Source organism: Mucilaginibacter sp., assembly GCF_965200995.1.
Lineage (GTDB): Bacteria > Bacteroidota > Bacteroidia > Sphingobacteriales > Sphingobacteriaceae > Mucilaginibacter.
The window spans coordinates 13,199-36,617 of the sequence record NZ_OZ241743.1 but is presented as its reverse complement, the minus strand read 5'-3'; the positions used below and the strand labels follow the sequence as shown (position 1 = coordinate 36,617).

Genomic DNA, 23,419 nt, shown 5'->3' with positions numbered 1-23,419 from the left:
CAGTTAATGAAGCTAATTTAATTTAACTTCAATTCTAAATATTTAAGCCGGGTGAAGTATGGCCACAGAAGTAAAATGCCCTAAGTGTCAGCATGGTTTTCCTATTGAGGAGGTAATGACCGAGGAATACCGCAAGCAGTTGCGCACACAAATGCAGCGCTATACGCAGCAAAAAGAAGAAGAATTTAAAAAAAAGGAGGAAGATTTTTCAGATAAATTCAGGCAGCAGGAAAAGCAGTACGAGCAGCGCCTGCTTACAGAAAAGAATCAATTGCAGGAGGGGATGGAGCAAAGCCTCAGGCGCAGCATTACAGCCGACTATGATAATCAACTTCAATTGTTGAACACAACTGTAAAGGAGTCAGAAGAAAAGCTGCGCCTGGCCCGGCAAAAGGAGATGGATTTTTTGCAGCAGGAGGAGCGCCTGCGGCAGCGCGAGCAGGAACTGGAGCTGGTTACCCAGCGCAAGTTGCAGGAACAGCGGCAGGAACTTGCAGAGCAAATAAGGAAGCAGGAAACTGAAAAGTTTAATTTGAAGGACTCGGAGTACCAGCTAAAGGTAAAGGAACTGGAAATGCAGCTGGATGCCCAGAAAAAACTGGCTGATGAAATGAAGCGCAAGGCCGAGCAGGGTTCCATGCAATTGCAGGGCGAGGCACAGGAGTTGATTTTGGAGGAATTGCTGCGCAGCTATTTTCCGTTTGATTTGATAAACGAGGTTGGCAAGGGCATACGCGGTGCCGATTGTGTGCAAACGGTACGTAACCAATACGGGCAGGAGTGCGGCCGGATTATATATGAAAGCAAGCGCACCAAGGAATTTTCGCATGACTGGATTGAAAAGCTGAAAAAGGATATGCGAAACACGGGGGCGGATGTAGCGGTTATTGTTACCCAGTGTTATCCCAAAGAGATGGACTGCTTTGGCGAAAAGGACGGCGTATGGATTTGCTCATTTGAGGAGGTGAAACCGGTTTCTTACATTCTGCGCGATTGTGTGATCAAAACCTCCAATCTTATCCGCTCGCAGGAGAATAAAGGCGATAAAATGCAGTTGCTGTATGATTACCTGATGAGCAATGAGTTTTCGGAGCAATGGAAAGCCCTGCGCGAAGGTTTTATGAGTATGCGCATGTCTATACTGAAAGAACGCGATGCTATGGAAAAGCTATGGAAGATGCGGGAAAAGCAGTTGGAAAAGGTATTGCTGAGCGCTACACACATCCGCGGATCGATAGAAGGGATTGCCGGCAGCGACAGTATCGAACTCAGCCTTACCGATGATGAGGATATGATCTTAATTAGCTAAATTGTTGTTAGTGCTTAAGTTATTTCGCATAACTACACTGGCGGTCATCTTATCAATGGGCAGCGCTTGTGCGTATGCCCAATTTACCGACAGTACGCATTACCATGTGGTATACAATTCTACCGGGTCTGTTAACAAGGCCAATAACGGTAGCGCTTATTTGTTAAATAACGGGCTGGTATTCGAAGTAAAGAAAAAAGATGTTTCGGTAAATAGCAGCAACAGCTGGGTATATGGCAAGTCAAACGGGGTACTCAGCAATAACGATTACTCATCGTACCTGAATTTTAACCTGTATAAAACGTTTCCCCACTTTTATTACTGGGGCCTGGCTAATTATAATACCAGCTACTCGCTGAAAATAAACAGCCAGCTATTAGCCGGTTTAGGTGCGGCTTACAATGTGTATGACCGGCCTAACGCCTGGCTGAATATTAGTGATGGTATCTTGTACGATACGAGCAACCTGTTTGTAACCGATAGTACCAGCGATATTTACTCTACTTACCGCAACTCGCTCAGGGTGCAGTTTAAGTTTATCATCAGGCAGCTCATCACAATAAACAGCAGCAGCTATATACAAAACTCTTTAAACTACAGCAGCGATTATATCATCCGCTCCAACATCGGGGTAAGTTTAAAGCTGCGTAAATGGCTGAACCTCACTGCTGCATTTAACTATAACCGTATGAACCGCACTAAAAGTGAAAACCTGCTGTTTACTTACGGCCTGAATGCGGACTACTACTTTTAATTTTTAGCAAACGGTTATCAGTTCCGGGTGTTCCTCTATAAAATGTATGATATATGGCTTCTTTCAATGAACTGATAAATACCGGTAAACCTGTGCTGATTGATTTTTCGGCAGAATGGTGCGGCCCCTGCAAAATGATGGCTCCGATACTAAAACAGGTAAAAGATGCGGTAGGCGATAACGTTACCATCTTAAAAGTGGATATTGATAAAAACCCTGCGGTAGCCAGCGCCTATAACGTGCAGAGTGTACCTACCTTAATGTTGTTTAAAAACGGGCAGTCTACGTGGCGGCAGAGCGGTGTAATACAAGCTGCACAGCTAACAAGTATACTGGCTGCGCATACTTAGCACTTAAAGGTAATCGGTAATCAAATGCGGTTGAAGGTAATGGTGCGGCCAATCCACTTAAAGTGCCAGTAGCCGGTTACCTTCAACTGCCCCTGCGGGTTGATGTAAGCAGCCGAACTCCAGGTACGGCCCGACAGTGCATCATAAATCTTCCCGTTTTCCCAGCTATCACTTTTGGCGACATAGACCATATCCTCTAATACATCCATACCCACAATTTTACGGGTGCGCAGTGCAGGCTGAGGGTTCTTTGAATCCAGGCGGGTATCCATAGGTCTGGAGGGGTCGTCTTTATCGTTAAACCAGACTATTTTAGCCCTAAAATCTTCGCCATCTTTGTATACCTGTACAATCAGGTTTTTTTCGGCCGATTGCCACTTACCACAAACCCGGTCGCTATCAGGTATGGCATAAAAACCGCTGGTACAAAAAAATAACATACCTGCAGTAAGCAGGTACAATAATTTCTTCGGCATTCGACAGAATGATATAAAGTGAAAAATTGAGTTTGAATTAACTGCTTAAAAAAGACAATATACAGCTAAATTGTTTACAACTATATGCTGTATTTGTTAAAAGTTTATAAAGAGGAGTTTACCCGCCGCTCAAATCTTTTTCGCGTATTTCTAACAAGCCATAGGCCCGGTTGAAGTTAAGATAGATGCTGGCGCGATACAGTACGCTGTTAAAAAAATAAATATTCTTGTAATTATCAGCCCCTGCAAAATCAAGCTGCAGGCCCGAGCGTTTGGCGTCGGCAATCAGGTTGATGATATAAGGCGCCGAATTGGTAGTGTAACGTATGGTATGCAAAACGGTGCCGTCAATGGCTTTTGAGTTTTGGCCGTATATCACTGTTTCATGTTTTCCCTGCTGCGTCATTTCAAACTGGTTTACGGTGAAGCCATTTACCTTTGATATCACCTTCAGCTTAAACCCCTTGGAGTTCAGGTAGCTTTTAACTTCATCTTCCGGTAAATTAACAAGGTTGATCATGTCATTTACCAATACGGTTTGTGCTTTTAAGAATAAACTGCTGCCTAACAGAAAAACTAAAAGTAGTGCCTTTTTCAATCTTATTCTTTTTTATTGCTAATATACAGTCTTTTAATCGGAATTATATAGCCGGATGCACCTGCCCCGGATGATAGCTCATGCTGATATGCTTCATTACATCCTGTTTGTAAAACAACACATCTTTAAAGCTGCCGTTAAGGTAACCCTTAGCCTGGCTGGTAAAGTTGGATGATGCCGGGTTAAAAGACTGCCCGCCGGTAATAATGGATTTGGCCTTAACCTTTGGCCCGAACTCAACAGCCGCAATAAAGCTGTTGCCCGAATAGCCATAACGCTTTACAGTGTTTTGGGTACGGCTTACAAATGAGGGCAACTGCCCAAAGGTTGAAGCTACCGCGCCCGCCGGTAAGCTGGGCTGGTTATCATCAAATTTGCCATCAGCCAGGCGCTGGTAACGGTTAATATCGCCCAAGGGCACTTGCCAGTTACCATACTTTTGCTGCAATTGGCTGATAGCGGTATTTAACCAATTCAACTGTTGTTGGGCTGATGCAGCAGCAAGCAGCCTCTCCACGCGTTCGGTTTGATAAGTGCCTGCTTCAACGGATGCCGGGCGGGGCAAATTACTGAAAACTATAGTGGCATATTCAGTAGCCAGCGTAGTGGCTACTGATGTAACAGATGAACGCCGGTCCCATCGGCGCAGCGTATCAATTGCTACCTGAAGGTTATTTCTTAATGAATCGGGAGCCTGGCTGTATGCCGAAAGCAAAGGCGGCAGCAGCACATCAAACGCCGCCAGGTAATGGTCATATCCTTTGCCAGTCAGGTTTTGCAGGGTTAACTTACCCGGTGAGCTAAATAGTTGTATAGCCCTTACACCCCGGTAGTTTTGCCCGTCAGGCGCCATATAGGCAGGGTAAGCCGTACTTTTTGGGCTGCTGCTGCCTGCGGCTGCAAACGGCGTGGCATTACAGTTTTGTATCCACCCGCTCGCCGGGTTAATAACCTGCACAATCTCGTTAAGCGGGTGCAGGCCCTGCCATTCTGTTTCAGTAGTGCTGCCATCCACCGGCTGTGTCCAGTCCAAACGGGCATTGCGGCGAGGCATAAAGTTTCCATACCAAAAGGCGGTATTTCCCTTATCATCGGCATAAACCGTATTATTGGTGGTATTGGATAGCAGCTCCATTGCTTTTTTATACTGCCCGAACGTATTGGCCCTGGTAATCAGCCACGACTCCAGCAGGGCCTTATAAGACCTGTTGTTATGCCTCAAGGCAAGCCAGCGGCCATTACGGCTGCCCATTACCGGGCCGTGGTGAGTATAATAGCCGGTTTTGATAACTTGCTTTACATCATCACCTTGCCTTTCATACAATACCAGTTTGCGGGTGGTTACCGGTTTAAGCCGGCCATTGTATTCATACATCCACCTGCCATTCGCCTGGCTTACTTTTTCGGCATACAGATCGGCCACATCAGCGTTGCTGCTGGTATGCATCCAGCCGCAATGCTGATTAAAGCCCTGGTAAACAAAAAACTGGCCCCAGGTAACCGCGCCATAAACATTCAGCCCCTCATCGCTTACCATCTGCACTTCTGACCGAAAGTAAAACGGCACATGCGGATTGATATACAGCATAGCATGGCCCGAAGCTGATTTCGAAGGGCTGATGGCAAAACCATTAGAGCCCATATCCCTCTCAAAAACCTGCGCTTGCAAATCAGGCTTCTGCTGATACAGGGCACTTGTTTTCAGCGTAGCGCTGTCACTATAAAACCGCTCTGTTTCGGCTAATGTAATGCCGCCGGTGCTGGTAGCCGCCACGCTGCCATCGGTAAACATTAGGGCATACCAGGGCTCAAACCGGGCGAGTACCAACGGTTTTTGCTCCGGGTGCTTATACAGGTAATAGTTGATGCCGTCGGCAAAGGCGTTCATCAGCTTTTTAAACCATAAGGGGCTCGCTTTATATTCTCTAATGGCATCGGTACTGTCGGCAATTAGTTGTAGTTGTATATCTGTATATAAACTGCCTTTTAATCCGGCTTGTGCCTGTTTGCCTAACTGGTACAGGTAATTTAGTTCAACACCTTTAAAGTTTTCTTCACACTGGCTGTACAGCAAGCCGAATACGGCATCGGCATCGGTCTTTCCGTAGATGTGGGGTACACCCCAGTTATCGCGTACAACAGTAACACGCCGGGCTTGCTGCTCACAACGGCGCACTTCATCAGCAGTAAATTTCTGTGCTGCTGCAAGCAGCGGTAAACAACTCAGCATGAGCAGTAATACTTTTTTCATGTGTTGATGATTAGTGTGCTGAATATAATCAAATTTATTAACGGGTGGAAGCCTCCGGCGGCTTATGTATATTTACCGGCAGTTGTTAAATTATTATGGCGCGTTTTATTGGTTTGCTGGTTTTCCTTTTTCTTTCTTTGCTTACGGTATGTAAAGCGCCTGCCTATCCGTTTTGGCTGGCCGCTATCTTTGTTGCCGAGTATGGCTATGTATTCGTTTTGGTAACAGTAGTTGTGCTGTTATGCGGTTTTTACTCTAAACGTTTTTTAACGGCGGGAACTATTGCCGGCTTGGCAGCTATTGTATTTTTTGTTATTCCGGTTATAAGGGCAGAGTTTATTTCAGGTCAGCTTGCGCAGCAAATGGATGCTGCATTTGCAAAACGTACGGTTTCAAGGAGGGCTGCCCCGTTCTCTGTCGCCAGGTTACTGAGCCGGGTTAAACAGCAGCCATATCAATCCCTTACTTTTACCTCTTACCGGGATACGGCGCTCACACTTGATTTTTATAAGACTAACGTTTCGGGTGTTCGCCCTTGTATCATCCTCATACATGGCGGTTCGTGGAGCGGTGGCGACAGCCGGCAGTTACCGGAACTGAACAGTGTGCTGGCGCAGCACGGTTACCAGGTAGCTTCGGTTAATTACCGGCTGGCGCCGAAGCATCCTTACCCGGCCGCTGTTCATGACGTGCGGCAGGCCATCCGTTACTTAAAATCCCATGCTGCCCGGCTTTCTATCGATACTTCACAGCTTGTACTGCTGGGCAGATCGGCAGGGGGGCAGCTGGCCTTGCTGGCGGCTTATCAGCAACCGGATGCTGGTATTAAGGGTGTAATTGATTTTTATGGACCGGCGGATATGGTTTGGGGGTATTCTGTTCCTGCCAACCCGTTGGTATTTGATTCACGGCAGGTAATGAGGCGGTATCTGGGCGGCACTCCGCAACAAACCGGTAATACTTATGCAGAAAGTTCCCCGATAGAATATGTAAATTCCCAATCGGTGCCTACATTAATGATACACGGCGAAAATGATGTTTTGGTAGCTTACCGGCATAGTATACGATTGAACGCCAAATTACAGCAATACCACGTACCGCACTACTTACTTACCATTCCTTGGGCCACGCACGGATTTGACTACCACCTGAATGGCCCGGGCGGGCAGTTATCCACTTATGCCGTTCTCGATTTCTTACGGCTGGTTACGCATTAATAATTCATGATTAAAACATTTTAGTAGAAGCGGATATTTCTATCCCTATACATCACACCAATACTATCATGACATACGCATTTGTATTAGCCTCTAACGTTTATATCAGCCATCAGCCTGTGGTAAGTTATGCAGACCAGGATTCGCAGGTGGAGATACTGCAGGTTACCTCGTTTAAGCCGAACAAAAAATACGACCAGCACCACACGGCCTTAGCCATAAACGCTAATTTTGAATTAGAAGGCGGGCAACCCTTTAGTGTTACCAATAATACCATTAGTAATAGCGACTATAAACTGGATACCTTCGACGACAAATTAAGCATCAGCAGGAACGAAACTATATTGTTTGAGGTGCACCAACTGGCTGATGAAGATTATCACGCTTTGCAAAGCCATATTTATAACGAAATAGAAGCACAACATGCAGAAGCGGTTTTTATTATACGCGGCGATTTTTGGGTAAAAGGGCACCACATTATTATTGATAACGAAAAGCTTTTTGTAGGCGATGACAGTTATGCTACAGGCGTAACCAATAACCACGAAGGTGTATTGCTTACGCCTTATGGGGTGCGGTCATAACAGATACTGAGATTACCTATAATTATAACCAGAAAGGGCCTGCTTTATGCAGGCCCTTTCTGGTTATAGCCTAATTTTTAATTTTTATCTTTCTGGGTGCAATGTGCATTGAGTCAAGCTGCTTTACTTTTTCCTCATCCTTCGCCTTCTTTTTGAAAAAACCGCGAAGTAAAAAGTTGTGCTGAACCGCCTCCAAGTCGTCATTCAATTTAACCGAGCTTGATTGCAGGTTATCCAGCGTAGCTTTTACCTGCGCAGCGCTCTGGTCATCGTTTAGCAGCAAACCAAGCGCGTTATCGGTAGTGTTAAGTTTGCCGCTGGCCTTGTTCAGGTTATCAATAACCGTGTTAGCTTTAGCGGCCGCCATTTGAAACTGTGTGGCCGAGTTTTGCAGGCGGTTGAATACCGTTGTGTCCGTAAGTGCTTTGTCCGCCAATCCGCCCCTGGTATTCAATTTTGTACTGAACCGGCTAAGCGAAGCGGCCATCTGCTGGGTTGATTGTGTGGTATTCTGCAAACCCTGAACAATACCCCTGAACCGGATTGCCAATACCGTGTCGGCCATTAATTGCCCTACCAATCCTTTACCCTGTACAATCTGTTCACTCAGTTTTTTAAAGTTACCGGTAATTGACAGCAGGTTCTGGTTGTTTTGCTGTAAGGTTTTCATGATATCATCGGTAGACAACATTTTCTGTGACATGATCAGATCACCATCCTGAATAATCGGCGCTTCGGCGCTGCCACCATCAATAACAATATTTTTGTTACCGATAAAACCCTCTGAACTGATGCGGGCACCTGAATTTTTGTGGATATATTTCTGCACCGAACCTTCTATAGTTACTTCTACATCTACCTGGTGAATGCCCGAAAAGCTAAGCGCTTTTACAGTGCCTATCTTAACTCCTGAAAACCAGATGTTATTGCCCTTGATCAGGCCGTTTACATCGCTGAAACGTACGGTTATCTTGATTCCCTTTACAAAGGTTTTCTGCTGGCCGCCCAAAGTGAATATACCCACAATTAATATGGCGAGCCCGATAGCAATAAATAAACCTACGGTTACTGCCCTGCCGTTACTGGTACTGCTCATGCGTTAATTAATAAAGTTATAATCATAAAAATGTCTTACCCGCTCATCGTCCGTATTAAACACTTCGTCAAATGTGCCCTGGCGTTTAAACTGGCCGTCCAGCAGCATAGCTACCCGGTTACCGGTAGTTTTGGCACAGGTCAGATCATGCGTAATAATGATGGACGAGGTATGAAACCGCTCTTGCACACGGTTGATCAGGTTGTTAATTTCGATGGAGGTAATAGGATCGAGGCCGGCTGTCGGCTCATCGTACAACATAATCTCCGGCCTTAAAATCAACGTACGGGCAATGCCGATACGCTTGCGCTGGCCGCCCGAAAGCTCTGCCGGCATCTGGTTAATGGTTTGCAGCAGGCCCACGGCATCAAGTACCCGCTCGGTCATTTCGTTAACTTCGCGCCGCCGTAAATTTCTTTGGTTGCGCACCAGCGGAAACTCAAGGTTTTCACGCACGGTCATACTATCGTACAGAGCGCTATTTTGAAATGAGAACCCGATGCGTTTGCGAAGTTCGGCCAGATCCCCGTTGGAAATATCATTCATATCGCTGCCCAGTACATTTATTTCACCACTATCGGCTTTAAGCAAACCGGAGATAATTTTGATCAGCACGGACTTGCCCGTACCCGAACGGCCCAGTACCACCAGGTTTTCTCCCTGGAACAACTGCAGATCTATACCCTGTAATACATGGTAATCGCCAAAGGACTTTTGCAGCCCTTTGATACTGATTACGGTATCGTTATAATCTATGCCGGTGTTTTTCTTTTCCATGAGGTAGGGATTATCTGAACCAGCTGGTAATTTGTACAATAATTATCTCTTCGATAAATACCAGGAACATGGCAGTTACTACCGCCGAGTTGGCCGCTTTACCCACCCCTGCAGTGCCGCTGCTCGAATTCCAGCCCCTGTAACAGCCAACTACGCCAATGGTAAAGCCAAAAATCACGCACTTAATTAACGAAGAATAAAAATCAATGAACCCCAGCGGCTGCAATACCTGCTGCATAAAAGTGCCGTAACTGGTGCCTTCATTCTGTGATACATTAAGGTAGCCGCCCAGTAAGGCTACAAAGGCAACATACATAGCCAGTATAGGTATACTGATGGTGGTAGCAATAATACGTATGCAAACCAGGTACTTAAAAGGTTTAATGCCCGATACTTCCATGGCATCAATCTGCTCGGTAACCCGCATGGAAGCAATTTCGGCACCAATGCTGGAGCCAACACGCCCGGCTGAAATTAAAGCGGTAATAAGCGGCGCCAAAGCGCGCATTATAGCTATGGAAACCAAAGAGGGGAGCCAGGAGGTTGCACCGAACTGCGCCAGGGAAGGACGGGATTGCTTGGTAAAGATTAAGCCTACAATAAAACCGGTAAGCGTAATTAAGGCCAGGGAGCGTACCCCAACCTGATATAATTGCCTGATCAGTTCCCTGAATTCGTATGGCGGGATGAAGGCTTCTTTAAAAAAGCGGAGGATAAACAGGTACACATCATATATACCGGCAAAAAAATCAGAAATGCGCTTAAGCAGGGTAGGTTCTGTACCGGTTGCAGATGTGCTGCTGTTGCTGTTATCCATTAACTGTGCTGTAAGTATACGTATCTGGCTGCATTTGGTACAACTGCTGTTGTATCTTGTTTACAAAGTAACCAAAAATACATTGATTCTGTTACGAATAATGTACCCGGCCGGATTTATATTTTCGGTAAAAATACAGTACAAATTTATATGATGAAATTAATGCACAGATTTTACCATTAAATGATGTTAGAACAGTAAACCAATGTGCCGCTACTTTTAGTAGTTTTATAGCGCCAACTAAAAACCGTTATGAAAACAAATAAGACAGCGATCAAAATAGCAGCCGCTGTAACCTCCTTAAGTTTAATGTGTGCTGGCTGCACCTCATCATCTACACAAAAGCAACCCATGAGCGATACTACCTCGGCACATTTGCCCAAAGCAGATGGTTTTAAGCAAACCATCGACGGAAAAGCCACTGATTTGTATTACCTTAAAAACGCAGATGGCATGGAAGCCGCCATCACCAACTTTGGCGGCAGGCTGGTAGCGCTGCTGGTGCCAGCTGCCAATGGCACAATGGTAGATGTAACTACCGGCTTTAATGATATTGACGGGTACCAAAAAGCGTCTTCGAGCTATTATGGCGCATTGATAGGCCGCTATGGTAACCGTATAGGTGATGGCAAATTTACACTGGAGGGAAAAGACTATGCGGTACCTGCTAATGATGGCCCCAACAGCCTGCATGGCGGCAAGAAAGGCTTTGACAGCCATGTCTGGAATGCCAGACAAACAGATCCGCACACGTTAGAACTTACTTACGTTTCAAAAGATGGCGAAGAAGGCTACCCCGGGCAGTTAACTGCAACGGTTAAGTACGAACTTACCGATGACAATGCTATAAAAATAAGCTATGAGGCAACCACCGACAAACCAACGGTACTTAACCTCACCAACCATGCCTACTTTAACCTGAACGGGTGTGGCCGGAGCACCATATTGAACCATAGCCTGCAAATTGATGCCGACCGCTTTACTCCGGTTAATGATAAACTGATTCCTACCGGTGAGTTAAAGGAGGTGGCTAATTCGCCGTTCGATTTCAGGAAAACGGCTACCATCGGCTCACGTATCAATGAGGGCGATGCGCAGCTTGGTTTTGGCAAGGGATATGATCATAACTTTGTGCTCAACAAGCACACGCTGCAAACGCCGGTAGTTACCGTAAAAGGCAACAAGAGCGGTATAAAAATGGAAGTATATACCGACCAGCCCGGTGTGCAATTTTATACCGGTAACTTTATGAAAGGGGAGAATACTTTCAAGAATGATACGAAAGATACTTACCGTACCGCCTTCGCCCTCGAAACCCAGCACTTTCCTGATTCGCCCAACAAGCCATCGTTTCCAGGTACAGAACTGAAGCCCGGGCAGGTTTACAAAACTACAACCATTTATAAGTTTTATAAGCAGTAGGTTTCACAATCAGCTTGCTGAACAGTGTCCTTTGCAAATGGGTGTTATTGCTTAATCTCCGCAATAACACCTTTCGTCTTTTCCAAGGCTTATATAGCAAACGCATAACCTTAAATTGTGTAAAACTATGGCCGGTAGCCAGTGAAACCGAAGCCTTGATGGGTTGTTGTTTTTTCTGATGAACAGCCTCGTTAAAAAGCTCGAAAAAATTGGACGCGACCCTAAAATAACTGCTAAAGCAGTAGGCTTACGTTATGTAACTGATAGTACCCCCGGTTATACCCGCAAAGCTGCCGGTAAGGGGTATGCCTATTACGACGCACATGGCGAAAAGGTAACGGATAAGGAACTGATTGACCGGTTTAACAAACTTGTGATTCCGCCGGCCTACATGCAGGTTTGGATATCGCCACACGAGAACAGCCATTTACAGTTTACAGGCGTTGATGCTGCCGGGCGCAAGCAGTACCGCTACCATGCCGACTGGAACCGCATTCGTAACCAGTCCAAATATCACCGTATGCAGGCGTTCGCGGCACACCTGCCTTCTATCCGGCAGCAGGTGGATAAGGATCTGGCCCGCCACAAACTGGATCATGATAAAGTTGTGGCCCTTGTAGTGCGCTTAATGGAGCTTACCAGCATCCGTATTGGTAATGAGGCGTATAAAAAGCAGTACCAGCATTATGGTTTAACCACGTTGCTGAACAAGCATGTAAAAATAGAAGGCGCAAATTTGAAGTTTGAATTTAAGGGAAAAAAAGGCGTAAATCACAGCATTAATCTGCAAAGCCCAAAACTGGCCAAACTGGTTAAACAATGCCGGGAGATACCGGGGCATGAGCTATTTCAGTACTATGATGAAGACGCGAGCCATCGCACTGTAGATTCGGGCGATATCAATACTTATCTTAAAAACATAACAGGAGAAGATTTTACAGCGAAGGATTTTCGCACCTGGTCGGGCAGCGTAAGCGCCTTGTTTGCTTTTAAAGAAGCAGGGGAGCACGAAAACCAGACCGATTGCCGCAAGAAAATCATCAGCGTACTGGATGAAGTGGCTATCAATTTAGGCAATACCCGTACGGTTTGTAAAAAGTATTATGTACACCCTACGGTAATCAAATGCTACGAAGAAGGTACCCTGTTTAAATACATCAGCCACCTGGATGAAGAGCAGGAAGAAAAGGCCACAGAATTGCGGGAGGCAGAAAAGGCGTTGCTAAACATTCTTGAAAACGAAAAACTGGCCGAAGCCAGTTAATCAAACTAATTGCTCAAATTATTGCATAAAGAACGTGTGTGTCAAGGTTTTTTAGTGGTGATGATAATGACCCCGTTTTTTGCTTTATCACCATACAAGATTGTTGCTCCCGGATTCTTTAAGATGGATACAGATTTAATAGAGTCAGGAGGGATTTTGGTGTATTCAGGATAAGTAGCAGCTTTACCATTAATTATTATTCTGGCTTTTTCAGGCTCTACGCCATTGCCCTGAATAATTACACGGCCGGGAAATGTTTTATTTACTATGCTGTCCGGTTTAACTTCGGTAGAAAATACATTGCCTTTTTTAGATGTTCCTTTTACATTGAACTGGTAAGTAAACGTATTACTGCCGGTTCCCTTAAACATTTCTGTTATTTCCGGCGGACTTGGGCGGGTGATGTTTAATTTTGTAACCTGATTTTCCTGCCTGTCATTTATGTAGGCATAAGAAGGAACTTTTGTAGTAATAAGGAGTGCACCGTTTTTCCCCTTTTTACCATACCGGTTTGTTGCCTGAGTTGAATTAAGCACAGCAATAGAGCCAATACGGTTAGGGCTTAAACTTTGAAGTATGGAAATACTTACTTCATGGTTATCTGCAATAAGCAGCAGGTGCTGGCTGTTATCGAAGGTGCTGAAATCTGTTCCGTTGATAATAGATTTGCTTTTTGCATTTCTGGGACCATTATCAACCACTACAAAGTTTTTGCCGGCGCCATTGCCATTACTCATTTTAACTGTAGTGCCTGATTTGCCAACAAAAATGGTATCCGGAGTTTTATAGCCGGAACGCCATGTTAAAGCATTCCCGGAAAATCCGGTAATAGTTAACGGCTTTAATGTAACGCCTTTGTACCCGTTTACGGAAGGTATGATATTCTTGCCTGTGTGTTCAGCGTTGTATTTAAGGTTCTGACCGGTTATAAAGCTATTAGTTGTAATGTAAATTACTGGCTTTTTGGATGAATCTCCTGCCGGTAATGTTTTAGTACTCTTTCTTTTTGTAAATTCAATGGATGGGGTATCTCTTATGCTGCGTAAATTCAAGCTGATCACTTTTTTTCTGTTGCCCGTTATTATCGGGTATGGCTGAGAACTTTCCTCAGGTATATCATGCGAATTGACTTTTTTGGCGCTAACTGGTACAGTATCTGCCTCTGTTACCTCGCTGTTACTTGAAGCAACAACCGCTGTCTTGTTAATCAGGTGTGTAATTTGTTGTATTGCTTTTTTAGCTTTTACAGCAACATTAGCTTTTGAAAAAGTAAAGCAGAGAAGCAGTATACAAACCAGTGGCAATATGAATAGATATCGCATTAATTTAGATTTAGAAGAAGCTTCGCTGTTCATCATCATAATTCGTTTTTTAAGTTTTGAAAAATTAAAATGGTTTACCATAGCAGGTGTGTCGGCAGTTAGTGCCACGTGTAATAAGCTGTACTGGTACTGTTTACTGTCTGCACCCTGCTGCAGAATAGTACGGTCGGTAATAAATTCAATATTTTCGGCAATTGCTTTCTTAATCAGCCATACGCCGGGGTTAAACCAATAGGCAATTAAGCTTAATTCGGCCAGCAGAATGTCAAGCGTGTGCCAGCCGGTAACATGTACCTGCTCATGTGCAAGTATGGCTTTCAATTGTTCAGGCTCATGATGATGTGGGTTTATATAAATGCTTTGCCAGAATGAGAATGGATTGATCTGCTGGTCAATCGCCTTTACACGATAATTATATAAGGTCTGATGTTTGGCTTTACGTATCAACCGGTATAAAACAACCAATTGCAGCCCGAAGCGTATCATCATACACATAATTCCGGCAAAAAAAAACTGTCCGCCCCAACATCCACCAATCGGTTTGCGTTAGTTTTGGCACAGCAGCTTTTACAGGTGCCTGCCAATTTATTACAATTACTTGTACCGCCTGTACAGGTTGCGCTAATTGCTGATACTGCTGTACGAAAGCAGATAAATCAACCAGCGGATAAATGGCGGAAAATAAGAGAGCGCAAATCAGGTAAATGCGGTTTAAATTGTAAAAAGTTAACCGCCGCAGCACTGCATAATATCCTGCACAAAACAGCAGTAAACTGATGTTGGCTTTAAGTAAGTACTCAAACAGCGCGGGCATACGGCATTAGGGTTTTTTATTTTCAATAAGGTTTATAATCTCCTGCAACTCAGTAGCACTGATTTTTTTGTCGCGTGCAAAAGAGGTGACCAAATCTTTATAAGAACTTTTAAAGTAGTCATTTACAAATCCAGTCATAAATTTCTTCTTGTATTCGGCTTCAGGCAGGGCAGGGTGATAACGATAGGAATTGGCAACTTTTTCGCTGGTTACAAACCCTTTTCTTTCAAGATTTTTAACGGTTGAAGCTAATGTGGTATACGGTGGTTGCGGTTCGGGCATCACATCTAAAAACTCCTTAATAAAGCCACCGTTTACCTGCCATATGGCCTGCATAGCCTCTTCCTCCTGCTGTGTCAATTTTTCCATTTATTACGATTATTTCGTAAATCTACGAATATATCGTATAAATAAAATTTATTTGAAAATATTTTGAATGTATCAGACACTGCAATTGGTTCTATGACCTATTAAACGCTTAGCTTTGCAAGCGCTAACACATTAAGATAATTTTATGCCGTTCAGAACCACAGTAATTACAGGTGCGACTTCCGGAATTGGCAAGGCTACAACTATGGCGCTTGCCCGTAAAGACCACGCCATTTACCTGTTGGTGCGCAACCTGCAAAAAGGGGAGCAGTTACAGCAGGAAATTATTGAGCAAACCGGTAATCAAAACATCTATGCAATCTACTGCGATCTGGCAGATATGAAAACTGTATGCAACGCTGCCGCAGAACTCAAGGGTAAGCTTTTTGCCATCAATACACTGATTAATAATGCCGGCGGAATTATAGCCAAACGGGAATTGAGCAAAGACGGGCTGGAGCTTACATTTGCGCTCAACCACATGGGGCACTTTCTGCTGACTACGGCCTTAATGCCACTGCTCGAACGTGGCCAGGCACGTATTATAAACCTAAGTTCGATGGCGCATAAAATGGGGCGGCCGGTATTTAAAAATTTACAGTTCGAGCATGATTATTCTGCCATGAAAGCTTATGGACAAGCCAAACTGTTTAATGTATATTTTACCAAATCACTGGCAGAGCGTTTTGCTGCCAAAGGGATTACATCTTATGCAGTACATCCGGGCATTGTAAACACAGGTTTTGGCAGTGAATTGGGCGGTGCGGGTAAACTGATGATGTGGCTGGCCCGGCCATTCATGATTACACCGGAAGAGGGGGCGGCTACGTCTGTTTATTTAGCTGCTGAGGCGAAGTTAAATCCAAAGTTAAATGGTTTATATTTTTCAAAAAAACAACCGGCTAAAACCTCGTTAATGGCTGACAATGTTTCAGCACGTAACCGGTTATGGGAGATTAGCGAACTGATTGCCAAAGATGCCGGCTGTTAGTAATATTAACCAGTATTCGGATAACTAAGGTAAACGAATGTATTTTATATTGTCATCTTAATGTATTGGTGAGTATATTCACCCGTTAATTTAAATCTTTGATGCAACTGAATAAAAAATTTATGGTAACTGCCGCCTTAATGGCAGGCATGACTTTTATTGGCTTAACATCTATGCAGCAATCGCAGCCGCATGAGGAAATGAAAGCGGTAAACTTGAAAGTGTTACCCAAAAACTTAACCCACGAGCAGTTAGAAGGTATTGCGGACGAGTGGGCGCTCGTTAGGCGTGCGTTGTAACTTTTGCCATCTTATAAGCGGATACTTTTTAGTAAATTAATGACTTTAATAGCTTTTTAAAGCACATTTATGACAATTAGTAAATAGGCTTTAAAAGCTATGTGTAGCCTAGACTACTTAATTGGCGAAATTTTAACGATTCTTCGTATTACTTTTAAACAGATGTCAATGTAAAATCTGTAACAATAAACACTTTTGTTAAAATGGGGAGAAATATGATGACTGTATTTGTTAATGTATATAATATTTTCAAAAATTTCTCACTTACCGATACAGAAAATACTTTAATATTGACTATCAGTAACTTGCGTATATTTAGTCACAAAATAGTAACAAATTTTTCCTCCTTTTTTAGGTCGTTTTTGTTGCTATCTTGTTACCCGAAGTGTGGATAACTGGGCAATAGTAGGTAATATTTTGCAATATTTCTCAAAGGTCTTACGTGTAGTGCGATTGAAAAAAAAGGGTTAAAAACCAGGGAAGGTTGTGCATATAACTGATAAACAGTATATTAAGGAATATTTAACGCCAATCAAATATTTCCTCATGCACAACCTTTCAACCAATTTCCGTTTATTTTTAGACATCACCAAATCTGTTTTTGAATCCCGTATCAATAGTGAGGGTAACTTTAGGTTTTATCCCCGCAAACCCAAGCAATCTGATTGTGAGATACTGGCTTTAACGCTGGCAGCAGAATCTATCGGGATAGATTCGGAAAGTTATCTCTTTGGCAAACTCAGGCATGATTATCCCGCTGACTTTCCCAATCTCATTCACCGCTGCAATTATAACCGCAGAAAGAGAGTGCTTGGCCCTTATCTGCAGCAGCTTAACCGGTTGCTTGCGGCTAAGTTAAGCGAAGGGGAAAACATCTTTATTGTAGATTCCATTCCTGTTCCCGTCTGCAAGATGGCCCGCGAAAAGGCGTCAAAGATCTGCAAAGAGAACTTCGGGACTGCGCCGGACAAAGGTTATTCAGCGGTCAACAAGGCTTATTACTATGGCTATAAACTTCACCTGGTTACTTCCGCTAACGGGGTTTTTCAGGCTATGGAACTGACAAAGGCAAGTGTTCATGACATTCACTATCTTAATGATCTGAAGTATTCAGGAATGAATAACTGCACCCTTGCTGGTGATAAGGGATACTTATCAAAGTCTTATCAGGCGGATCTGTTCAACACCGCTCACATTGAACTGAAAACACCTATGCGCCATAACCAGGCCGGTAAAAAGCCTTTTGAACCGGTATTCAAAAAAGTAAGAAAACGTATCGAAACGCTTTTTGCCCAGTTGTGCGATCAGTTGATGCTCAAAAGAAATTATGCTAAATCTATAACAGGGTTAACCCTGCGCATTCTAAATAAAATTACGGCCGTTACCTGTTTGCAATTTATCAACAAGCAAAACAACAAACCCATCAATCAGCTTAAATATGCACTCGCTTTTTAATCGCACTACACGTAAGGTCTTATAATATTGTTTCTGCATTTCAGGAATTAATCGACATTAGCCAGCAAAAATCATTGCTCTAAATATATTCAAAAAAAACAAATTGAATTCTCATAGACGGCAAAAATTAAATGCAAGAAAACTTCATAGATGATAATAAATAAAATTATATTCTGCAGTGAAATTGTGCATGTAATTTAAATGTATTAGGTAATAATTTTTTTTAATAAAATCTTATATTAGCATTGTACGATTATCAAAAAACTTTATTCCTTACCATCTTATGAAACGATTCTTATTCATTGTCCTGGCAATAGTTTTTGTTACCGGTTGTGATTCCAAAACCTCATCTGAAAAAATTACCATTACCGTAATTGGTGAAAATTCATCTTCTATCCAGGCGTTGATGAGCCTTAAGAAAAGTTATGAAGACACCCACCCAAATGTAATTGTAGATTTTAAACCCAATACTTTTGATGATGCTTTCAGCAAATCCAATCAGGATTTCGCTAATAAGACCGGTCTTTACGATATCGTAATGCAGTATAATTTTTCCTTATCATCAATGGTGAGGAATGATTATGTCTATCACATTGACGATCTGCTTCCGCAAGTGCCTGATAGCTTAAAGACGTTTGAAAAGAACCTTTTCCCTAATCAATGGAAGGAAGTGGGATATTATTATAAAAATGGTAAAGACAAAAAAGAAGGCACACTGAAAGTAGGTTATCCTTTTGCCGCATTGTCGGTGCTGTTGATGTACAATAAAGAAATGTTCGCTGATGTTGAAAATCAACAAGCTTTCAAAGCCAAATATCACCAGGACCTGAACGTGCCGACAAACTGGGAGGCCTTTTATAAGACCGCAGAGTTTTTCACGCAGGCGGAACAGCAAACCAAAGGCGTGTGCCTTGCCGGTGGTACAGGTGGTTTTTTATACTATGAGTTCATGAATTTCCTATATGGCATGAATGGCAAAATAATGGATAAACAGACCGGTTGGGAAGGTAATCAAAATAGCAAGATATTCCTTAATAGCCCCGAAGCGCTTAAGGCGCTGACCTTGTACACGAGTTTAAAACCGTATAATTCCGGAGATTTTTCGAGTGTAGAGCAATTTGAGCAAATGAAGATCATGAAAAAAGGCAAAACTGCCATGGCATTGGTTTGGAGCGACATCCTTTATCCGTCTTTGCATGCTGAGGCCGGATTTGACCCGCGTTTTGCCTTTGCACCTGTTCCCGGAGGAAGGTCAATCGCTTTGGGCGGCGCATTTTTCATCAATAAACAAAGTAAAAATCCAAAAGTAGCGGCACAATACATTATTGACCTCATGCAGCCCAAAATGCAGATCGCTTTGGCGAAGAATGGGCTATGCTCCGGTTCTCAACTGGCTTACCAGGATCCCGAAGTTAAAAAGATACCTTATACCAATCCGCTTTTCACTTCGCTCAAACGCGGTGGTGTGGTGATCGAAGCAGGCCCTGATGCCAATATGATCAGCGAGGTGATTACTACTTATGTCCAGAAAGTTTGGAATAAGGAACTTACTCCGCAAGCTGCTTTATCACAAGCTCAGGCAGAGATCGAGAAAAAACGCGCCGATATTTACAAAACTATTCAATAAAGCCGGTGCACTATCAAAAGCATCTATCAAACCCCATCAGATGGGGTTTGATACTTATGTTTTTTGTTATACTCGTCTATCTGATCCCTTTTGTACAGAATCTGATCCATCCTTTAGATGTGATCGGCGTTTTCAAGAACGATCAGGACGGTTTTACAGCAGCCCTGTTACGCAGTGGAGTATTCGCCGTACTTACTGCCGTTCTGCTGACCGGCGGCGCACTTATATTTTCGATTCTACTGATCAAGGTCGAACTGCGTTCCAAAAAGTCCTTGTTGCTTAACCTGTTGTTGATGCCGGTGATCCTTGGCAATGTGTCCTCTTCATTTATTTGGAAGATCATTACCCTGGATTCAGATTTTCTTTTTGCCAGCGCCGGGCGGAAATTCTTCGGTGTGGGCCTCATGGAATTATGGCAGTATGGCCCGCTCTTCATTTATTTATTTTGGCTGAACCTGCTAACCGTTAAAAGTCAAACGTGGGATTACGCAAGAGCTATCGATCTTAGTCCTTTTGAAAAGATCAAGGACATAATTTTGCCCCACCAACGCAATATGGCCATTTTGCTGTACGTCATTTGCTTTATCTTCTGTTTTTATGAGGAAGCAAAAATAGAATTCATTTTCAGGGGATCCCGGGGCACCAACACAGAAATGGTGAATCATTGGCTGAACCGTACTTATCAGTCCGACAGTTTATTGAGTGCGGACTACGCCTTCAGGCATATTTCTCAGGTGGGCTTGTTAGTGCTGATACTGGCCTTGTGTATACTTGTGGGGAGTCTACTGTTAAAGGCCGGTTTATACCGCCTGCTGATCACGACTAAGAAGCTCTACTTCGGAAGCCGCTTCAATTATCCGGTAGGTATCGCTTATGCCATCATGGCCCTTTTATTGGTTTTTGTTTGCTACCCATTGGTCGCAGCGTTGGTCCGTCAGGCAGGGAACCTCAGCTTTGACCTCGCTAAATTATTATTCCCGCTGTCCCTCACCCTGATAGCAGCCGTTTTAGCATCCTTGCTGGCCATCGTTTTTGGAATCATGAGCCGGCTTGCCTGGCAGCAGATACTGTCTTCCTTTAACTACCGCTCGATGCTTTTCCTAATCCTGATGTTCACACTGCTGATCGTACCGCCGATCATCATTTTGATATCCGGGTTTAAATGGATGCAGAATGTCGGTTACAGTTCCACTTACAATATCGATATTGCCTGGCTGGTCGGTCATTGCATCCTTTCTTTTCCGCTACTCGCCGGTTTTGCCGTAGCTACGCATTTTCGGGCCAAGAATAATTACATCAATTACCTGGAAGCTCACTCGGTATCTTTCCGGGAAAAGATCCGGGACATTTTTTTGATACCCATCACCCGCTTACCTGCATCAAAACCGCGCTCTTGGCTGCTCACTAAAGAAGCCTTAACGCTCTGCGCATCCATAATGCCGGTAGTAGGCTGCTCTTTTCTGCCGCTTTGCTTTCTGGTCTTTTCTACCAGGGCTTCCTGCATGAGTCCAAACAAGCCGTTTTTGTTCCAGACCGAAAAGTAATAGTAAACGATCTTCCAGTTGGGAAAGTCCGAAGGCAGCATCCGCCACTGGCAGCCGGATTTAATCAGGTACAGTATCGCATTCATTACCTCGCGCAAAGCATGCTTCCTGCGGCGTTGCACATCTAAAAACTTTGCAATATATTGCCACTGGCTGTCCGTTAGGTTACCCGGGTAGGTTGTCATACTAATTCTGTTTGTCGTTATTCAAAATTAGTACTTCTTAACCACACCTGCGGACAGCTCTTTTCCCCTTTATAAATGTTCAAATACCGTTTTTAGACAGTCTCTTAGAGCGGTCAAGGATTCTGGATTAACTTTTAGTATCGGTAGTGACTGGTCACCCTCGGGAAGTAAAAATTTGTTGCAGGAAATTAAGGTAGCTTATCAGGTAAATATAGATCAGGGAAATGTTTTCACTCCGAAGGAATTGGTAAGGGCGGTAACAACAGTTCCGGCCACGATCCTGAACTGGAATGATACGATCGGTACACTGGAACCGGATCGTTTATGTGATCTGGTGGTTCTTGAGGACCTTGATGAGGACATATGGCTGAATATGATATTTGCCTGTGAAAAAAACATCCGTCTGGTGCTTGTTGATGGGGTAGCCAGAATAGGATCATCAGATATCATGGCTAATTTTCCGGCTGAAGAAGATTATCCTATGGAAGACCTGGATGTAGCCGGCGAAAAGAAAAAATTATACTTATACCATCCGGAATCGCCCTTGAATCATATTCCTTTCAACTATGCAAGACAAGAATTAAAGCGGATTATGCTCGATCTAAGTGCTTTCCAAAAAGACCCCGATCCAAAGGAACTCAAAATGTTCTCATTTTCCGGAGAAACCACTCAACCGCAGTTTCGAATGGTACTTGATCAGGAGGATGATATGGGTAGTGATCCGCTGATGAAAGGAATAACTACGGTTGCTGAATATGAGCTGATGCTGAAGGAACCTCCGAAGCCAATCAAAAATTCAATTGTTTTGGATGATGCTATTGTTGGCGGAAAAGATTACATGAAATCAATTGCCTCCCAGCACAATCTGCCGGAAACTGTAAAGGTGATACTTGCTAAATTTTATAAGTAAATATTTAGTTAACGCTGACCTTGCTTTCCTCCGTGTATTCTAAATATTGCTTGCAATCCTGAGTTTTGTAAACGGTTAGGCCTTTTGATGCATAGCAACCCAAAACATAGGGATGAGGTCGTTTAACCACCCCGCCTTCCAATTTGCCCCTGGCGGAAACAAAGGATACTTTCGGCCTGAAGAGCGATATAAGCTCGGAAGAGGTATTATTCAATGCGCCGTGATGCTGGATCATGGCAAATTCCAGCCCCTCTAACAGCGCTTTAAAATCAGGGATCGTCTCAAAGGATTCAATTCCGGCATCGCCAGGGAAAAGATATTTCTTTCCAGCTTCCACATACAGGCAAATAATACTCACCATATTCACGGCAGTTATTTTGCCTATAGACTTTTTACCCAGCTGGCTGCAGGGGTCAGTCTCCGCGCTTTCTAATATCAGCTGCTCCGCCAACCTGTGATCGATGATCTCCGAGATGAGCAGATCCGGTTTCAGGAACAATTCATCAACATTCTTCTTTTTTAGAAAATGTTCGTAAAAGCTGTGCATAGGCCCGATGGCTTTAAAATTGGGAATCCCTCAAGTGAGATATGCTCTTCGCCAAACGGTTCAACTATTTTTACGCCTTTCAGGGAACTTAATAATTCCTGGAGGCTGTTATATGATTCGATCAGGAAATTGACTTCCTGTTCCATGAGAGGTTCGGTTTTCAAGCTTTCCACCAAAGCCATAGTGCTGAGCTTGGTAGCGAAATACTGGTTATTTTTCTGTTTTACAGCCTCTTGAAGCAGTTTAATATAACGCCCGTATTCCTCAGGAGGCGTTAGAACCCAGGCTTCACCAATTGAGGTTCCATATTTGTTGGCGACCTGGATCAGTCCTTGGATATGGTCATCATCATAATGCGTGCATACCATAAGGTCAGGGGCTGTTTTACCCTTTACCCGTAAGAATAATGACAACTTCAAGATCAGGGATTTCTTCACGCTG

Annotated in this window: 23 protein-coding genes and 2 pseudogenes; 14 read left to right on the top strand and 11 right to left on the bottom strand. The window is 43.7% G+C overall.

The genetic code is table 11. The annotated features are described in order from the left end of the window. The first annotated feature begins 58 nt into the window (after positions 1–58). Genes ACY652_RS00175 through trxA form a run of 3 tightly spaced genes read left to right on the top strand, consistent with a single transcriptional unit; the run spans position 59 to position 2,413 of the window. Positions 59–1,309 carry a DUF2130 domain-containing protein gene (locus ACY652_RS00175; protein ID WP_462265901.1) on the top strand — a complete coding sequence of 417 codons (1,251 nt, stop codon included), beginning with the start codon at positions 59–61 and terminating at the stop codon, positions 1,307–1,309. Between the two features lie 10 nt (positions 1,310–1,319). Further along, positions 1,320–2,063 (top strand): DUF481 domain-containing protein, encoded by a 744-nt coding sequence (locus ACY652_RS00170; RefSeq protein WP_462265900.1) that lies wholly within the window; start codon positions 1,320–1,322, stop codon positions 2,061–2,063. A gap of 53 nt (positions 2,064–2,116) precedes the next feature. Beyond that, the gene (gene trxA / locus ACY652_RS00165; protein ID WP_462265899.1) at positions 2,117–2,413 is read left to right on the top strand and encodes a thioredoxin; all 297 of its coding nucleotides are present in this window, start codon (positions 2,117–2,119) and stop codon (positions 2,411–2,413) included. A gap of 20 nt (positions 2,414–2,433) precedes the next feature. Here trxA and ACY652_RS00160 read toward each other — a convergent pair whose 3' ends face one another. From ACY652_RS00160 to ACY652_RS00150, 3 genes are all read right to left on the bottom strand, one after another. Further along, complete coding sequence (locus ACY652_RS00160) at positions 2,434–2,889, bottom strand: DUF2147 domain-containing protein (protein ID WP_462265898.1); 456 nt, start codon at positions 2,887–2,889, stop codon at positions 2,434–2,436. A 118-nt stretch (positions 2,890–3,007) separates the two neighbouring features. Next, the gene (locus tag ACY652_RS00155) at positions 3,008–3,487 is read right to left on the bottom strand and encodes a hypothetical protein (RefSeq protein ID WP_462265897.1); all 480 of its coding nucleotides are present in this window, start codon (positions 3,485–3,487) and stop codon (positions 3,008–3,010) included. Between the two features lie 43 nt (positions 3,488–3,530). After that, positions 3,531–5,738, bottom strand: a complete 2,208-nt coding sequence (locus ACY652_RS00150; protein ID WP_462265896.1) for a penicillin acylase family protein — start codon at positions 5,736–5,738, stop codon at positions 3,531–3,533. Positions 5,739–5,833: 95 nt separating this feature from the next. On the opposite strand from ACY652_RS00150, the gene ACY652_RS00145 reads away from it, so the two are divergent. Both ACY652_RS00145 and ACY652_RS00140 read left to right on the top strand, forming a co-directional pair. After that, a complete protein-coding gene (locus tag ACY652_RS00145) occupies positions 5,834–6,955 on the top strand; it encodes an alpha/beta hydrolase fold domain-containing protein (RefSeq protein WP_462265895.1) in 1,122 nt (373 codons plus the stop codon). A gap of 68 nt (positions 6,956–7,023) precedes the next feature. Continuing rightward, the gene (locus tag ACY652_RS00140; RefSeq protein ID WP_462265894.1) at positions 7,024–7,539 is read left to right on the top strand and encodes a hypothetical protein; all 516 of its coding nucleotides are present in this window, start codon (positions 7,024–7,026) and stop codon (positions 7,537–7,539) included. Positions 7,540–7,609: 70 nt separating this feature from the next. On the opposite strand, the gene ACY652_RS00135 is transcribed toward ACY652_RS00140, so the two are convergent. From ACY652_RS00135 to ACY652_RS00125, 3 genes are read right to left on the bottom strand one after another with little or no spacing between them, the layout of a single operon-like run. Further along, complete coding sequence (locus ACY652_RS00135) at positions 7,610–8,635, bottom strand: MlaD family protein (RefSeq protein WP_462265893.1); 1,026 nt, start codon at positions 8,633–8,635, stop codon at positions 7,610–7,612. A 3-nt stretch (positions 8,636–8,638) separates the two neighbouring features. Further along, the gene (locus ACY652_RS00130) at positions 8,639–9,412 is read right to left on the bottom strand and encodes an ABC transporter ATP-binding protein (RefSeq protein ID WP_462265892.1); all 774 of its coding nucleotides are present in this window, start codon (positions 9,410–9,412) and stop codon (positions 8,639–8,641) included. A 10-nt stretch (positions 9,413–9,422) separates the two neighbouring features. Further along, entirely contained in the window at positions 9,423–10,229 is an 807-nt protein-coding gene (locus ACY652_RS00125; protein ID WP_462265891.1) for an MlaE family ABC transporter permease, read from the bottom strand. Positions 10,230–10,481: 252 nt separating this feature from the next. Between ACY652_RS00125 and ACY652_RS00120 the strand changes: the two genes are divergently transcribed. Continuing rightward, complete coding sequence (locus tag ACY652_RS00120) at positions 10,482–11,651, top strand: aldose epimerase family protein (RefSeq protein WP_462265890.1); 1,170 nt, start codon at positions 10,482–10,484, stop codon at positions 11,649–11,651. A 178-nt stretch (positions 11,652–11,829) separates the two neighbouring features. Next, positions 11,830–12,915, top strand: coding sequence for a DNA topoisomerase IB (locus ACY652_RS00115; RefSeq protein WP_462265889.1), 1,086 nt, complete (start codon positions 11,830–11,832; stop codon positions 12,913–12,915). Positions 12,916–12,956: 41 nt separating this feature from the next. On the opposite strand, the gene ACY652_RS00110 is transcribed toward ACY652_RS00115, so the two are convergent. After that, on the bottom strand, positions 12,957–14,726 hold the full coding sequence (locus tag ACY652_RS00110; protein ID WP_462265888.1) for a M56 family metallopeptidase: 1,770 nt from the start codon (positions 14,724–14,726) through the stop codon (positions 12,957–12,959). Between ACY652_RS00110 and ACY652_RS00105 the strand changes: the two genes are divergently transcribed. Next, positions 14,703–15,014: a hypothetical protein gene (locus ACY652_RS00105; RefSeq protein WP_462265887.1), complete on the top strand. Its 312-nt coding sequence runs from the start codon at positions 14,703–14,705 to the stop codon at positions 15,012–15,014. The two genes, ACY652_RS00110 and ACY652_RS00105, sit on opposite strands and share 24 nt — an antisense overlap. A 43-nt stretch (positions 15,015–15,057) precedes the next feature. Here ACY652_RS00105 and ACY652_RS00100 read toward each other — a convergent pair whose 3' ends face one another. Beyond that, on the bottom strand, positions 15,058–15,420 hold the full coding sequence (locus tag ACY652_RS00100) for a BlaI/MecI/CopY family transcriptional regulator (RefSeq protein ID WP_462265886.1): 363 nt from the start codon (positions 15,418–15,420) through the stop codon (positions 15,058–15,060). Positions 15,421–15,565: 145 nt separating this feature from the next. Between ACY652_RS00100 and ACY652_RS00095 the strand changes: the two genes are divergently transcribed. From ACY652_RS00095 to ACY652_RS00075, 5 genes are all read left to right on the top strand, one after another. Then, positions 15,566–16,411, top strand: coding sequence for an SDR family oxidoreductase (locus tag ACY652_RS00095; protein WP_462265885.1), 846 nt, complete (start codon positions 15,566–15,568; stop codon positions 16,409–16,411). A gap of 101 nt (positions 16,412–16,512) precedes the next feature. Beyond that, a complete protein-coding gene (locus ACY652_RS00090; RefSeq protein ID WP_462265884.1) occupies positions 16,513–16,710 on the top strand; it encodes a hypothetical protein in 198 nt (65 codons plus the stop codon). Between the two features lie 546 nt (positions 16,711–17,256). Continuing rightward, on the top strand, positions 17,257–18,165 hold the full coding sequence (locus tag ACY652_RS00085; protein WP_462264679.1) for an IS982 family transposase: 909 nt from the start codon (positions 17,257–17,259) through the stop codon (positions 18,163–18,165). Positions 18,166–18,448: 283 nt separating this feature from the next. Next, positions 18,449–19,792: an ABC transporter substrate-binding protein gene (locus ACY652_RS00080; protein ID WP_462265883.1), complete on the top strand. Its 1,344-nt coding sequence runs from the start codon at positions 18,449–18,451 to the stop codon at positions 19,790–19,792. A gap of 56 nt (positions 19,793–19,848) precedes the next feature. Then, entirely contained in the window at positions 19,849–21,336 is a 1,488-nt protein-coding gene (locus ACY652_RS00075) for a hypothetical protein (RefSeq protein WP_462268295.1), read from the top strand. 26 nt (positions 21,337–21,362) lie between these two features. On the opposite strand, the pseudogene ACY652_RS00070 reads toward ACY652_RS00075, so the two are convergent. Beyond that, positions 21,363–21,521, bottom strand: a pseudogene (locus ACY652_RS00070) (transposase); the annotation flags it as partial. A gap of 106 nt (positions 21,522–21,627) precedes the next feature. Between ACY652_RS00070 and ACY652_RS00065 the strand changes: the two are divergent. After that, positions 21,628–22,431: pseudogene (locus ACY652_RS00065) on the top strand (amidohydrolase family protein); the annotation flags it as partial. A gap of 4 nt (positions 22,432–22,435) precedes the next feature. On the opposite strand, the gene ACY652_RS00060 reads toward ACY652_RS00065, so the two are convergent. Together ACY652_RS00060 and ACY652_RS00055 are read right to left on the bottom strand one after the other, a co-directional pair. Then, on the bottom strand, positions 22,436–22,978 hold the full coding sequence (locus ACY652_RS00060) for a hypothetical protein (RefSeq protein ID WP_462265882.1): 543 nt from the start codon (positions 22,976–22,978) through the stop codon (positions 22,436–22,438). Continuing rightward, a complete protein-coding gene (locus ACY652_RS00055; RefSeq protein ID WP_462265881.1) occupies positions 22,951–23,415 on the bottom strand; it encodes a hypothetical protein in 465 nt (154 codons plus the stop codon). Before ACY652_RS00055 ends, ACY652_RS00060 begins: the two co-directional genes overlap by 28 nt. Between the last annotated feature and the right edge of the window lie 4 nt (positions 23,416–23,419).